Origin of the sequence: Rhizobium sp. YAF28, from assembly GCF_052113285.1 — a bacterium.
In the GTDB taxonomy this organism is placed as follows: Bacteria; Pseudomonadota; Alphaproteobacteria; order Rhizobiales; family Rhizobiaceae; genus Rhizobium.
The window spans coordinates 40,314-54,092 of record NZ_JBFRCX010000014.1 but is presented as its reverse complement, the minus strand read 5'-3'; the positions used below and the strand labels follow the sequence as shown (position 1 = coordinate 54,092).

11 protein-coding genes and 1 tRNA gene are annotated in these 13,779 nt (G+C 59.0%); 6 read left to right on the top strand and 6 right to left on the bottom strand.

Translation table 11 applies throughout. From position 1 onward, the window contains the following. Positions 1–237 precede the first annotated feature (237 nt). The 3 genes from AB4Z13_RS27320 to AB4Z13_RS27310 form a co-directional block, all read right to left on the bottom strand. Complete coding sequence (locus AB4Z13_RS27320; RefSeq protein WP_442207323.1) at positions 238–1,977, bottom strand: hypothetical protein; 1,740 nt, start codon at positions 1,975–1,977, stop codon at positions 238–240. 450 nt (positions 1,978–2,427) lie between these two features. Next, positions 2,428–2,503 (bottom strand) — tRNA-Ala (locus AB4Z13_RS27315). A gap of 148 nt (positions 2,504–2,651) precedes the next feature. Next, the gene (locus AB4Z13_RS27310; RefSeq protein WP_113320477.1) at positions 2,652–3,032 is read right to left on the bottom strand and encodes a TIGR02300 family protein; all 381 of its coding nucleotides are present in this window, start codon (positions 3,030–3,032) and stop codon (positions 2,652–2,654) included. A 275-nt stretch (positions 3,033–3,307) separates the two neighbouring features. On the opposite strand from AB4Z13_RS27310, the gene aroA reads away from it, so the two are divergent. The 4 genes from aroA (at position 3,308) to rpsA (ending at position 7,833) form a co-directional block, all read left to right on the top strand. Further along, positions 3,308–4,660, top strand: coding sequence for a 3-phosphoshikimate 1-carboxyvinyltransferase (gene aroA, locus AB4Z13_RS27305; protein ID WP_439016984.1), 1,353 nt, complete (start codon positions 3,308–3,310; stop codon positions 4,658–4,660). A gap of 1 nt (position 4,661) precedes the next feature. Next, on the top strand, positions 4,662–5,303 hold the full coding sequence (locus AB4Z13_RS27300) for an FMN-binding negative transcriptional regulator (protein ID WP_442207322.1): 642 nt from the start codon (positions 4,662–4,664) through the stop codon (positions 5,301–5,303). A 4-nt stretch (positions 5,304–5,307) separates the two neighbouring features. After that, complete coding sequence (cmk, locus tag AB4Z13_RS27295) at positions 5,308–5,952, top strand: (d)CMP kinase (RefSeq protein ID WP_439016982.1); 645 nt, start codon at positions 5,308–5,310, stop codon at positions 5,950–5,952. 177 nt (positions 5,953–6,129) lie between these two features. Then, positions 6,130–7,833: a 30S ribosomal protein S1 gene (gene rpsA / locus AB4Z13_RS27290; protein WP_037100373.1), complete on the top strand. Its 1,704-nt coding sequence runs from the start codon at positions 6,130–6,132 to the stop codon at positions 7,831–7,833. A 141-nt stretch (positions 7,834–7,974) separates the two neighbouring features. Here the strand turns inward: rpsA and AB4Z13_RS27285 are convergent, their stop codons facing one another. The 3 genes from AB4Z13_RS27285 to AB4Z13_RS27275 all read right to left on the bottom strand — a co-directional run bounded on the left by AB4Z13_RS27285 (position 7,975) and on the right by AB4Z13_RS27275 (position 10,679). After that, positions 7,975–9,501 carry a hypothetical protein gene (locus tag AB4Z13_RS27285; protein WP_439016981.1) on the bottom strand — a complete coding sequence of 509 codons (1,527 nt, stop codon included), beginning with the start codon at positions 9,499–9,501 and terminating at the stop codon, positions 7,975–7,977. A gap of 219 nt (positions 9,502–9,720) precedes the next feature. Then, complete coding sequence (locus AB4Z13_RS27280; RefSeq protein ID WP_007814121.1) at positions 9,721–10,347, bottom strand: ribonuclease D; 627 nt, start codon at positions 10,345–10,347, stop codon at positions 9,721–9,723. 122 nt (positions 10,348–10,469) lie between these two features. After that, positions 10,470–10,679, bottom strand: a complete 210-nt coding sequence (locus AB4Z13_RS27275; RefSeq protein ID WP_439016980.1) for a SlyX family protein — start codon at positions 10,677–10,679, stop codon at positions 10,470–10,472. A 170-nt stretch (positions 10,680–10,849) separates the two neighbouring features. Between AB4Z13_RS27275 and uxaC the strand changes: the two genes are divergently transcribed. Both uxaC and AB4Z13_RS27265 read left to right on the top strand, forming a co-directional pair. Continuing rightward, the gene (gene uxaC / locus AB4Z13_RS27270) at positions 10,850–12,265 is read left to right on the top strand and encodes a glucuronate isomerase (RefSeq protein ID WP_439016979.1); all 1,416 of its coding nucleotides are present in this window, start codon (positions 10,850–10,852) and stop codon (positions 12,263–12,265) included. Next, entirely contained in the window at positions 12,262–13,719 is a 1,458-nt protein-coding gene (locus AB4Z13_RS27265) for a mannitol dehydrogenase family protein (protein WP_439016978.1), read from the top strand. The genes uxaC and AB4Z13_RS27265 overlap by 4 nt, the downstream gene beginning before the upstream one ends. Positions 13,720–13,779: the final 60 nt, after the last annotated feature.

Sequence of the window (13,779 nt, the reverse complement as noted above, 5' to 3'; positions counted from 1 at the left end):
ACGGAGTGCAAATTGGCGTTGATAGCTAAAAGTCGGCTCAAGGAACTCTTGGAATATCGCGGCTTGCAGATTGAGATCAAGGGGTCGAAGGGCGAGAGGTCGGCGCCGTGCTCCTCAGAGGGCTTTGCTCGTACCTGGAGGCGCGCCAAAAGAAAAATTGGTGCAGTTCCGACGTCGATTATCGGTGAATGCTTAGACCACCCTCATCCGGAATTGTTGCCAAGCAATAGGGCGTGGTCATTCGGTTTGCTGGGGCCGCGCGCGGCTAGCAGCTTTGGGAGATTCCCTTCGAGGCTGGGTTACTTTCAGAAATTCTTTTTGAGGTTCTTTGCGTGTGCGGTCGGCAAACGTTTTCACGAAACGATGCCCAACATTGTCGTACGTCACCGAGCCCATTAAGCAAGCGGCGGCCACTTCTGGATGATCACTGAGGAGGCGCGCATAATTCTTGGTCGCCCACCGAGCAGCGAGTGCTTGAAGTGGAGAATCTTCTCTTCGGTGACCTCTACGCCGATCAATTGGCGACAGCCCCAAAACCAACAGACAGAAACCGAGAGCATGTGCGCCCTTGAAATTTGGCCACTCGTCCATTCGTCGGATCTCATTGTACAGGAGACGACTGACCTTCTTGCCAATAATTCGGCTAGCTCGACCGTCGCTAAACCCAAAAATTCGTCCCCAGACCGCATTATGCTGGATTTCCCAAGCCGTCCAATCTGGAGACTTTACCGATGACGCGGCAATCACAACTTCGAAGATAACATTTGCGATGCCGTCATACACATCATGCCATCGCTCGTGTGGCTTTATGCTTTCCGGTGGGTCTGCGTGTTCATCGATCAGGCTTATTGCCTTGTGTACAAAGTCAGTCACCGCCTTGAGGCGATGATAAGAGGGATGCTCATAAAAATCGGTCTTACCATCAAGCACATGCACTCCGCCCGCAGTATGGCCGAGTGCCGCTAACAGCCTGTGGAGCGCATAGGAGTGGCTGTGTCGGCGTCCTTTGGTTGCCTCAAGATATCCCTTCAGGTATGCGAGCCCGGCCCTGCAGGCCCCCTTAGTCTGCTCTCCACCCAGTTCGCCTTGTAGATCGACCTCCAGCGGCGACGCGCCGCGCTCGGCGCACCGCTCGATGAACCTGTAATTTCCGAACACGGCCCTTGTGACGGGCTGGTCATAACCCAGAAGCCCGCTGTAGTAACCGCTGTCCTCTTGATAGTAAGATGAGGAGAGATTGAGGATAAATTGCTGGCCAATATTTCTTGCGAATTGGAATACTGGAAGATCTGCCCTGGGATGCTTTTGGAATTCCTCGAACAGCACTAAGGCAAGGCTTGGGACCTTATCGACTACTAAGCGGCAAAAGCGCCTATCTCCTATCAGCAGAAGGAAGTTGTAAGCAAATTTTGAGTCGTCGGAAACCTTGCTATCAGGCGTGTTGCCGATCTTGGATGCCGAGTTGACTATTCGGCTCGCTGACCTGCGCAATTCCTCCGCGACGATAATCAGCTTTTCAGCATTTCCCTCGTGGATGAGGCTATAATGCACGGAAAGGAAACGCTTAGCGTTCCACCTGCTGAACACGGGTGGGGAAATAAGTGCGACATGAAAGACTCTAAGAAGCAATGTCATAAAAGCAGCTCCGAGAGCCGCCTTTAAGTCCGCTTGATTCGATAACAGCTTGGGCACAGGCAGGCCATTAGCAAACCAGATGTCCACCACAAGCAAAGACGCGCCAATGAGTGCGGTTGCCCAGAAGCCCACTCTTTGAAGATTTATCCGAGTTAAGGACAATCGGTACCGATAACGGTAGTCCGATGTGGTGAGAATAACTAGGAACATCGCGAGCGCAGCTAAATACTCCGCTAGCCCGAAAATGCTGCTTGGGGTGACAGCCGCAGGGTATTCGAGCTTAAAATGAGCCCACCCCTCCCAATTTGTAACACTCGAGAAAAGTCCCTTCCAATCTGGCATCCCGAGCCCCCGCCATGAGGCCACAGTTTAGGGTGTATAGGCTGATTGTTTCAACCTAAATGCTTATCTGTCCACAGGCGGGTTGGGCTGCACCAAGCGCATGGAGTCCCCTCTCACTGAGACCAGCTTCCAGTTTTTAGAATGCCGCACTCCTGGTTGCGCTAAGGTTCACGGCGAAGCAGACCTTACGGGGTAGCGTCAAGTTGACGTCGTTATGTAGGCGTGACGCTGGAAGCTTCATAACTGCTGAGAAACTTGCGAGCAACATTAGGCAGATTTGCTCTGTAGAATCGGTGGGCTCGTATAATGCGCGGAGTCCCCGCCAAGGATTCCAGCGCGGGCAATGGAAAACTTGGGTGCTGCCCCTGGGTACTTTCTTGGGTACTCAGCCAGCACACATACCCAAGCATGATATTGATTCAAAAGGGAAATCAATTAAAAATAGGAATTTGGTGGAGCTAAGCGGGATCGAACCGCTGACCTCTTGCATGCCATGCAAGCGCTCTCCCAGCTGAGCTATAGCCCCATCAGGGTGGTCCGGCTTGCGCCGGTCCTGGGATACTCCCAAGGCGTTCCCTCTGGAGTGGCGGCTTATTACTTGCGGTTTTCGCAGATGGCAAGCCTAAAAAATCCGGCCCGGGAAATTTTTGTCATCCGGGCCGGTATTCGTTCGCTCAGACTTCGTCTTCGTCACCGGTGACGCCGATGATGTCGCTCATGTCGTCATCCTCGTCATCTTCATCAACTTCGAGGAAGGTATCGTCGTCATCGCCTTCGACTTCGACGTCGTCGTCGCCGATATCAGGGATATCGTCGCCGGAAGCGGCGTCATCGGCGTCTTCGAGCGAAACCAGTTCGACTTCGGTGTTTTCGGTATCGACTTCGGCAACCTCGTCCTCATCCTGAACTTCGGCGAGTGCCGAGGTTTCTTGGAAGAAGGACAAAGGATAGGATTTGCCGGTATAAGGGGAGACGATCGGATCCCGGTTCAGATCGTAGAACTTCTTGCCGGTTTCCGGATCAGTGCGCTTTGTACCAAGTTCCGCTTTCGCCACTATAAGCCTCGTGAGAATGGCCGAATGAGAAATTCGGCAAATGCCGTCAAACCGGCGTTCTATTCGGAATTTATAAGCCGGTCCCCATAATCGCTACGGCTTCTCATGTCAAAGCTAAACTTCACGGGGCACTTCAGGCTTTTCACCGCCATTCCGGATGACCGTTCGGCAAGTTCGTGCTAACCAGCCGCGATTGCTGCAAGGCCCGCCGGAAAAACATCCCGGCACCGAGGCGTGAGCGGCCTGAATGTATTGCCTTTGCAAGGGATTAACCCATGTCGCAGGGTTCCGCATCGAAGCCGGCCGTCGCCCGCAGATCCTCCGGGCTTTCCGGAATCATCCGTATTCCCGGCGACAAGTCGATCTCGCATCGCGCGCTGATACTCGGCGGACTGGCATCGGGGGAAACGCGCGTTGCCGGGCTCCTCGAAGGTGAGGATGTGCTCAATACCGGCAAGGCAATGCAGGCCATAGGTGCCGTGATCCGCAAGGAGGGCGACGCGTGGATCATCAACGGAACAGGCAACGGCGCATTGCTTGCACCGGAGGTTCCGCTCGATTTTGGCAATTCTGGCACCGGCGCGCGCCTCATCATGGGCCTTGCCGGCGTCTATGATTTCGACACCGTCTTTACCGGCGACGCCTCGCTTTCCCGGCGGCCGATGGGCCGCGTGCTCGATCCGTTGCGCCGCATGGGCGTGCAGGTAAAAGCCATGGAGGGCGATCGCCTGCCGGTGATGCTGCGCGGGCCGAAAACGCCGGCCCCGATCCGCTACACCCTGCCCGTCGCCTCGGCGCAGGTGAAATCGGCGGTGCTGCTAGCCGGTCTCAATGTACCGGGTGTGACGACGGTTATCGAGCCGGCGATTACGCGTGACCATACCGAAAAGATGCTGGCTGGTTTCGGCGCAGAACTTTCGATCAAGACCGACAGGGACGGCACGCGGACGATCCGGCTGCAAGGCCGCGGCAAGCTGACCGGCCAGACGATCGACGTGCCTGGCGACCCCTCCTCCGCCGCGTTCCCGCTGGTGGCGGCTTTGCTGGTGCCGGGCTCGGACGTCACCATTTCCAATGTGCTGATGAACCCGACGCGGACGGGACTGATCCTGACGCTGCAGGAGATGGGCGCCGATATCGGGATCCTCGATCCGCGGCTTGCGGGCGGCGAGGATGTCGCGGACCTGCGCGTGCGCCATTCGGAATTGACCGGCGTCACCGTTCCGACAGAGCGGGCACCGTCGATGATCGATGAATATCCGGTTCTTGCCGTTGCCGCCGCCTTTGCCAAGGGCCGAACGGTGATGAATGGCCTGCAGGAACTGCGGGTCAAAGAGTCGGACCGGCTCTCGACTGTGGCGGAAGGGCTGAAGCTCAACGGGGTCGAATGCGAAGAAGGCAAGGACTCGCTTTCCGTCACCGGCCGGCCGGATGGAATGGGGCTTGGCAATGCTGCTGGCGAGCAGGTCATCACGCATCTCGACCATCGTATCGCCATGAGCTTCCTTGTCATGGGGCTGGCTTCGGAGCATCCTGTCGGTATCGACGACAGCAGTATGATTGCAACCAGCTTTCCGCAGTTCATGGATCTGATGAAGAGCCTCGGGGCGAAGATCGAGCAGGCTTGATATGTACCAGCCACCACATTTCCGCGAAGACGATCTCAATGTGCAGCATGCGCTGATCCGTGCGCATCCGCTTGGCCTGCTGATCACGGCGGCGGCTTCCGGGCTGATCGCCAATTCCGTGCCCTTCCATCTCGACGCCGGCGCATCAGAGAAGGGAACGCTGCAGCTGCATCTGGCGCGGGCAAATGGGCAGTGGCGGGACATTGCCGCAGGTGCGCCGGTGCTTGCCGTCTTCCAGGGCGCGGATTCCTATGTCACACCGTCTTGGTACCAGACCAAGGCCGAGACCGGCAAAGTGGTGCCGACCTGGAACTATGCGATTGTGCAGGCACGCGGACTGGCACGGGTGATCGAGGATGCTGGCTGGCTGCTTGCGCAGATCAATGCAATTACCGGCGAACATGAGGGCCAGCGTGAGAAACCATGGTCGGTCGGCGATGCGCCAGAGGAATTTATCCGTGCGCAGCTCAAGGGCATTATCGGTGTCGAAATCGAAATCGCCGAGATCGAAGGCAAATGGAAGGTGAGCCAGAACCGGCCGGTCGCCGACCGCGAGGGTATTGCCAATGGCCTCGATGAGATGGCAGAGCAAGCCGAAATGCAGGAACTGGTACGCCGTTACGGCGGCCTCGGCACGGAATGACTTCATGACCGGCAGCTTCATCATCGCCATCGACGGCCCTGCCGCGGCAGGCAAGGGCACGCTTTCGCGCAGGATCGCGGAGCAGTACGGCTTTCACCATCTCGACACCGGCCTCACCTACCGGGCGACCGCCAAGGCGCTGATCGATGCCGGGCTCCCGCTCAATGACGAGACGGTCGCTGAAAAGATGGCGCTCGAGGTTGAACTCGCGGGTCTCGATCGCGATATATTGTCGAGACATGAGATTGGCGAAGCCGCCTCGAAAATTGCCGTGATGCCGGCGGTTCGCCGGGCGCTCGTTGAGGCGCAGCGGCGGTTTTCCGAGAAGCTGCCGGGAACAGTTCTCGACGGGCGCGATATTGGCACTGTCGTCTGCCCCGCGGCACCTGTGAAGCTCTATGTGACGGCGTCGCCAGAAGTGCGCGCAACACGCCGTTACGACGAGATCATCAGCAAGGGCGGCGTAGCGGATTTCGAGGCGATTTTCGAAGACGTCAAGCGACGCGACGATCGCGACATGAACAGGGCGGACAGCCCGATGAAACCGGCAGTCGATGCGCACTTGCTTGACACGTCGGAAATGAGTATAGAGGCCGCGTTTCAAGCCGCTAAGTCGTTTATCGACGCCGCCTTGAGCCGAAATGCCTAATCAAGCGGTTTTCCGCGCTTCGTGCGCGGGACGCTCGTGCGAAAGCAAGCCTGAAATTCCGTCCACGCGCCGGATTGCCTTCTTGAAAGAAGGCGGACTGGGTTCAGGCCCATTCAACTCGAACCAACCGGCGCATACGTGAGCCTTGAAGCTATCGAAGGCCACGCAGGAGATTTTATGTCAGTAGCTACTCCCTCTCGCGAGGATTTCGCGGCCCTTCTCGAAGAGTCCTTTGCCAAGAACGATCTGGCTGAAGGCTATGTTACCAAGGGTATCGTCACGGGCATCGAAAAGGATGTCGCCGTTGTTGACGTTGGCCTGAAGGTCGAAGGCCGCATCGCGCTCAAGGAATTCGGCGCACGTGCCAAGGACGGTTCGCTGAAGGTCGGCGACGAAGTCGAAGTATACGTCGAGCGCATCGAAAACGCGCTTGGCGAAGCTGTTCTGTCGCGCGAGAAGGCTCGCCGCGAAGAAAGCTGGATCAAGCTCGAAGCCAAGTTCGAAGCTGGCGAGCGCGTCGAAGGCGTTATCTTCAACCAGGTCAAGGGTGGCTTCACGGTCGACCTCGACGGTGCGATCGCCTTCCTTCCGCGTTCTCAGGTCGACATCCGTCCGATCCGCGACGTTACGCCCCTCATGCACAACCCGCAGCCCTTCGAAATCCTCAAGATGGACAAGCGCCGCGGCAACATCGTGGTTTCGCGCCGTACGGTTCTGGAAGAATCCCGTGCCGAGCAGCGTTCTGAAATCGTTCAGAACCTCGAAGAAGGCCAGGTTGTTGACGGCGTCGTCAAGAACATCACCGATTACGGTGCGTTCGTTGACCTCGGCGGCATCGACGGCCTGCTGCACGTCACCGACATGGCATGGCGCCGTGTGAACCATCCGTCGGAAATCCTGAACATCGGCCAGCAGGTCAAGGTTCAGATCATCCGCATCAACCAGGAAACCCACCGTATCTCGCTTGGCATGAAGCAGCTCGAGTCCGATCCGTGGGATGGCATCCAGGCCAAGTATCCGGAAGGCAAGAAGATTTCCGGTACCGTTACGAACATCACCGACTACGGTGCGTTCGTCGAGCTGGAGCCGGGCATTGAAGGCCTGATCCACATCTCGGAAATGTCCTGGACCAAGAAGAACGTTCACCCCGGCAAGATCCTGTCCACGAGCCAGGAAGTCGAAGTCGTCGTTCTCGAAGTCGATCCGTCCAAGCGCCGTATTTCGCTCGGCCTCAAGCAGACGCTGGAAAACCCGTGGGCAGCATTCGCCCGCAGCCATCCGGCCGGCACTGAAGTCGAAGGCGAAGTCAAGAACAAGACCGAATTCGGCCTGTTCATCGGCCTCGACGGCGATGTCGACGGCATGGTTCACCTCTCTGACCTCGACTGGAACCGTCCGGGCGAACAGGTCATCGAGGAGTTCAACAAGGGTGACGTTGTCAAGGCAGTCGTTCTCGACGTCGACGTCGAGAAGGAACGCATCTCGCTCGGCATCAAGCAGCTCGGCAAGGATGCAGTCGGCGAAGCAGCAGCTTCCGGCGACCTGCGCAAGAATGCAGTCGTTTCCTGCGAAGTCATCGCGATCAACGACGGCGGTATCGAAGTGAAGCTCGTCAACCACGAGGACATCACTTCCTTCATCCGTCGCGCCGACCTCGCCCGCGACCGCGACGAGCAGCGTCCTGAGCGCTTCTCGGTCGGCCAGACCGTCGACGCCCGCGTTACCAACTTCTCCAAGAAGGACCGCAAGATCATGCTGTCCATCAAGGCTCTGGAAATCGCGGAAGAGAAGGAAGCCGTTGCTCAGTTCGGTTCGTCCGACTCGGGCGCTTCGCTCGGCGACATCCTCGGCGCGGCTCTGAAGAACCGCGGCGGCGAATAATCCTTCGCTGATGCATTGAAATGAAGAACCCGCCGGAGCGATCCGGCGGGTTCTTTCGTTTTGGGAGGTTTCTGGAGTTCTTTGTACCCAGGCAATTCCGGACGCAAAATCGTTGAGCACTTTTGCTGGAATTGCTCCTGACTATTCCCAGCCGACCATGCGCTGGTAGAGAGCATAGACCGGGTCGGCGACCGTTGCCGGAGCAGTAGACGGATCGGGATCAAACATTTTCGGCTGGCGCCGCTCCTCCCGCGGGGCTTCCTCTCCGCCGGCCTGCTGTTCATCGCCGCCCTGACCGGATTGCGCCTGCGGCTGTTGCTGCTGATCCTGCGAGCTGCCGTTTTCGTGATGGCGACGAGGGGGGTCATCGGCCTTGGTCGCCTTATATTCATCGCGGGCGAACTGGTAAGGCGTTTGCGCGTAGGGAAGCCCTTCCGGCATGCGGGCTGTGAGCGGAACATAGGAAGGCGCCTCGACAACCGGGATGGGAACCGGCTGCGGCTGTGCGGCGATTTCCCTGATGGGACGCGCCGTCTGGGCAACTGCGGTGATTTCAGCCTGGGACGGCCGAGAAGCCTGGGCGGCCTGGGCAGATGCAGGCTCGACCACATCTTCCGGGGTTGTGCGAACCAGGCTCTCCGTCGCCTCGCTGATGACGGCCTCGTCCAGGATAGCATCGATTTCAACGGCGGCTTCGACAGGCGTGTCCGTCAACAGGACAGTTGCCTCTTGTTCGCGGATGATCGTTGCGATCATCTGTGAAACCTGTTCGGTCATGGAGCTGGCGATGCCGGTCCAGTTGCGCGGGATAACCGGATCAGCCTTGGCGGAGATTGTCTGCTGCTCGAGAGCGGGTTCGGCCTGTTCCGGCTCGATCACTTCCTGTTCTGCCGGTGCGACCTGGACTTCCTCTGTCTCTCTCGGCGTAGTTGCCTGCGATGAAGCTTCATGCGCCGCTGCCGTGGGCTGACTGCCGGTCTTCTGATCCTCAACGGTTGGATCGGTCGCCACGACAACAGTCGCTTCGGCCGGAACGATTTCTTCGGCAGCAGGCATCGCTACATTTTCAGCCGTTTTTGCTGCGGACTGACGTGCAGTGGGCAGGTTTTCTCCCTGAAGCTTGATTTCCGGCCGCGGCTCGGTACGCGGCAGCGGCGCGGCATCGTTCTGGCGATAAGAGCGGACAACGGCGCGGGCTGCGAGATCCCTGTCCTTGTAGCTGATAATCTCGAGATAGGCGATGACACGGGTGGCCTCCGGCCCGGTCGGGTCCTTGAGGGCTGCGGCAATCATTCTCAACGGCAGGCTATGTCCGTCATCGGAAAGCTGGTGCTCGACCGCATCGATCTCGGCGTCGGGCATGCGACGGATGGCATCAGCGACACGGGCGGCAAAGGCCTGATCGGATTCACCTTCACCACGCTGCAGCGCGATGGTGCGTCCCGTAGCATTGATGATGTCGAGAAGCGCTTCAATCATGCGCTGGCGCGCGGCGATGAGCAGAATATTGAGCTTGCCGGCAATCGCGGCATTGAGGTCTGCTGCTTCAACTGCATTTACCGGGGTGGGGGCGACCACCGATCGGCCGAGGCCACCGGCAACGATCGCCGCCGTCTGACCCTGAGAAGAAAGGCTTGCATTGGACGCCGAACGAATGGGAGACAACACAGGCACGCTCCTTTCGCAAAGTGGCTATGAAAGCAGGTCGTACAACGAGACCGCGCTCATCCGGCCCCTTGCATCCCGGCAGATCCTCCTGTCCGCATCGGCGTATTTCGCCGCCGTCGAATGCATAAAAATTAAGAATAATGTTACTGAAAATACCTTAACGAATAGCTAACGGCCGAAGACGCCCAGTCTACGACCTTGCCTGCATGTCCGATAACCTCAGCTATGGGCGAAGATATCCGCCTCTTCCCAGCCGAGAAGATCGAGCTTGGCGCGCGTCGGCAGGAATTCGAAACAGGCCGTCGCATGTTCCAGGCGGCCGTCGCGAATCAGGCGCTCATTTAGCTTGTCGCGCAACGCGTGCAGGTAGAGCACGTCGGAGGCGGCATATTCGAGCTGCGCCTGCGAGAGTGTTTCAGCAGCCCAGTCGGAAGATTGCTGCGTCTTGGAGATATCGACGTCGAGCATTTCCTTGAGATTATCCTTCAGGCCGTGGCGATCCGTGTAAGTACGGATGAGGCGCGAGGCGATCTTCGTGCAGAAGACCGGCGTCGCGGTGACGCCGAACGTATGGAAGAGTACGGCGATATCGAAGCGGCCGTAATGGAATATCTTCTGGCGCGACGGATCGGCGAGCAGCGCGGTAAGGTTCGGCGCTTCCTTCTGGCCGGCCGCAATGCGGATCACATCGGCAGAGCCGTCGCCCGGCGAAAGCTGCACGACGCAAAGGCGGTCCCGGCGCGGCACAAGGCCCAGCGTTTCGGTATCGATCGCGATCGCGCCGGTGTAACGGGCGGCATCCGCCGCGGAAATATCGCCCTGATGATAACGGATGGTGGCCGCCATGGGATGTCTCTCGTTCAGCTTCGTCTTTCCGGGCTATATCGCAAAGGGCGAAAGCGCGAAACCGCTTTCCTGCTGCAGGCAGCCTTCGGGCGGCGCCGCGGAGGGTTCGGCGGCATGGCCACTCAGTAGTGTGGCGGCTTGGTAATCGCCGGCGCTTCCAGCGATTGCTCCTCGATACTCAGAAAGCGCTCGGTCAATCGGTCAAGCTTGGCGCGCGTCTGCTCCATGACCTTCCATTGTTCGGCAAGCTGATCGGAAAGCTCATCGATCGTCTTAGCCTGATGGGCCAGCATTTCTTCGAGCCTTGTAATGCGGGCTGCCTCGTCGGACATCGGTTTTCTCCCCTGATATCAGGTGGCATTCCAAAGCCGAAATAGGCGGGGGCGTCAATGGTTTCGAGCCCCCATAAAAACGATTCCGAAAGTGGACCGTCTGGTTACCAAAAGCCCTTGCCGCGTCTAATGATGTGGGGTAGGCCGTTATCCATCAGGGAGGAAAACTGATGGATGTAAGCAATGGCTTTCTTCATCCGGACCGGCTCTTTCCCGCCGAGCCGGCAACGCGGACAATAGCGCGCGATCTCTATGAGACGGTGCACGCTCTTCCGATCGTCAGCCCGCACGGGCACACCGAACCGTCCTGGTTCGCTGACGACAAGGCCTTCGAAGACCCCTCTTCGCTGCTTGTCATTCCCGATCATTATCTCTTCCGCATGTTACACAGCACCGGCACCAAGCTTGACCAGCTCGGTGTACCGCGTCTCGACGGCAAGACGGTTTCGAGCGGCCGCGATATCTGGCGTGCTTTCGCCGCCCAATACCATCTTTTCCGCGGAACCCCGTCGAGCCTTTGGGTCGATCATGCCATGTCAGCCGTGCTCGGCTGCACCGAGCCACTGACGACTGATAACGCAGATGCGCTTTACGACCACATCAATGCGCAGCTCAAGCTTCCGGAGTTCCGGCCGCGGGCACTGCATAAGCGTTTCGGCATCGAAACAATTGCCACGACCGAAGGCGCGCTCGATCCGCTGCCGCATCACCAGAAGATGGCGGCGGACGGTTGGATCGGCAAAGTACGCACAACCTACCGGCCTGACGGCGTCACCGATCCCGATGCCGTTGGTTTCCGCGACAATCTGATCAAGTTCGGAGAGATCACCGGCTGCGACATCACCAAATGGGATGGCCTCATCGAGGCACATCGCAAGCGGCGCGCCTATTTCCGCCAGTTCGGAGCGACGGCGACCGACCACGGCGTGCCGACCGCCTTTACCGCCGATCTACCGCTTGCCGAGAAGCAAGCGCTGCTCGACAAGGCGCTGAAGGGACCGCTTTCAGCCGCCGATGCTGAACTTTTCCGCGGGCAGATGATGACGGAAATGGCCGGTCTTTCTGCCGAGGACGGCATGGTGATGCAGATCCATGCCGGTTCGCGCCGCAATACCGACCGCGAGCTTTTCGAGACGCGTGGCCCGAATATGGGCGCCGATATTCCGACGCGTACCGACTGGGTTGGCGGCCTCAACGCGCTGCTGTCGAAATACGGCCATGCACCAAGCCTGCGCATCCTGCTCTTCACGCTCGACGAGACGACCTATGCCCGGGAGCTCGCGCCGATGGCCGGCCATTGGGCCTGCCTGATGATCGGCCCGCCCTGGTGGTTCCACGACAGCCCGCTTGGCATCCGCCGTTACCTCGACCAAGTGGTGGAGACGGCTGGCTTTGCCAATCTCGCCGGCTTCAATGACGATACGCGTGCACTGCTGTCGATCCCCGCCCGCCATGATGTCTGGCGCCGCGAGATCTGCCGTTTCCTGGCACAGCTCGCCGTCGAGCACCGGATTTCCAGGAAAGAAGCCGAGATCGTCGCGCGCGAACTTTCCTATGACAATGCGAAGAAGGCCTACAAGCTGTGAGCGACAAACTGCAGAACGTGACCGGCCTTGCGCCGACAGCGAAGCTTCCTGCCTATGACCGGAATGCGCTGAAGGCCGGCATCCTGCATCTTGGCCCCGGCGCCTTCTTCCGTGCGCATTTCGCGCCTTTCACGGATGGCGCTCTGGCTGCTGCCGGCGGTGACTGGGGCATCGAAGTGGCGAGCCTGCGCACCCCCGATGTCGCGGATAATCTGTCCGCCCAAAACGGGCTCTATACGGTGCTGATCCGCGACACCTCGGGCACGACGGCTCATGTCATCGGCTCGATCCTTGGGGCGTATGTGGCGCCGCGCGATCCGGCGGGCCTGCTAGCACGACTCGAAGACCCTGATATCCGCATCGTCAGCATGACAGTGACGGAAAAGGCCTATGGTTTCGATCCGGCAACCGGAGGGCTCGACCTCAAGCATCCCGATATCGTCGCCGACCTTGCCAATCGGCATGCGCCGCACGGTGTCATCGGCTATCTCGTCGAGGGTCTGGCACGGCGCCGGCAGAAGGGCATAACACCCTTTACGCCGCTTAGCTGCGACAACCTGCCGAGCAACGGCGCGGTGCTGAAGCGTCTGGTGCTGGAATTCACTGCCCGCATCGATCCGGAACTGCATGGCTGGATCGAGGCGAACGTGCCCTTTCCTTCGACGATGGTCGACCGCATCACGCCGGCAAGCACCGATGCGACCTATGCCGATGCCAAGCGGCTGACGGGCCGCTGGGACATGGCGGCAATCGAGACGGAACCCTTTACCCAATGGGTGATCGAGGACCATTTCGTCAACGGTCGTCCGGCCTGGGAAAAGGTTCACGGCGCGCTAATGGTCGAGGAGGTCTCGGCCTATGAAAAGATGAAGCTGCGCATGTTGAACGGCGCGCATTCTCTGCTCGCCTATCTCGGCTATACAGCAGGCTATGAATTCATCCGCGACGTCATGGATGATGCGGGACTTTCAGCACTTGCGCGCCGGCACATGAATGCGGCGGCGGCAACGCTGGATCCGGTTCCCGGCATCGATCTCGACGCCTATGCGGACGAATTGATAGCACGCTTTGCAAACAAGGCGATCGCCCACCGCACCTATCAGATCGCCATGGACGGCACGCAGAAACTGCCGCAGCGTCTGCTGGAACCAGCAACGGAAGCGCTTGCCAAGGGCAGCAAGGCGGAGACCTATGCAATCGCCGTCGCCGCCTGGATGCGCTACGCTATCGGCATCGATCGCAATGGCGAACGCTACGAACTGCGTGACCCGCGGGCGGGAGAGATTGCAGCACTTCTCGACGGTGTGCCGCGCAATGGCGGAGCGGTTTCGGCAGCTCTGTTCGGCCTGCCAGGCTTGTTTCCGAAGGCGCTTACCGGGAATGCCGCCTGGACGGAAGATGTGGCGAACAAACTGGAGATCCTGATCCAGGACAACAGGCTGCCACTATATTGAAGGGTTAGCGAAACTTCCTCATCCCTATACCCGCACAGGGATGAGGAAACATCCGCGGAA

Coding starts and splice junctions, on each gene's coding strand:
- AB4Z13_RS27320 (WP_442207323.1), bottom strand. CDS start 1,977: ATGCCAGATTGGAAGGGACTTTTCTCGAGTGTTACAAATTGGGAGGGG.
- aroA (WP_439016984.1), top strand. CDS start 3,308: ATGTCGCAGGGTTCCGCATCGAAGCCGGCCGTCGCCCGCAGATCCTCC.
- AB4Z13_RS27300 (WP_442207322.1), top strand. CDS start 4,662: ATGTACCAGCCACCACATTTCCGCGAAGACGATCTCAATGTGCAGCAT.
- cmk (WP_439016982.1), top strand. CDS start 5,308: ATGACCGGCAGCTTCATCATCGCCATCGACGGCCCTGCCGCGGCAGGC.
- rpsA (WP_037100373.1), top strand. CDS start 6,130: ATGTCAGTAGCTACTCCCTCTCGCGAGGATTTCGCGGCCCTTCTCGAA.
- AB4Z13_RS27280 (WP_007814121.1), bottom strand. CDS start 10,347: ATGGCGGCCACCATCCGTTATCATCAGGGCGATATTTCCGCGGCGGAT.
- AB4Z13_RS27275 (WP_439016980.1), bottom strand. CDS start 10,679: ATGTCCGACGAGGCAGCCCGCATTACAAGGCTCGAAGAAATGCTGGCC.
- uxaC (WP_439016979.1), top strand. CDS start 10,850: ATGGATGTAAGCAATGGCTTTCTTCATCCGGACCGGCTCTTTCCCGCC.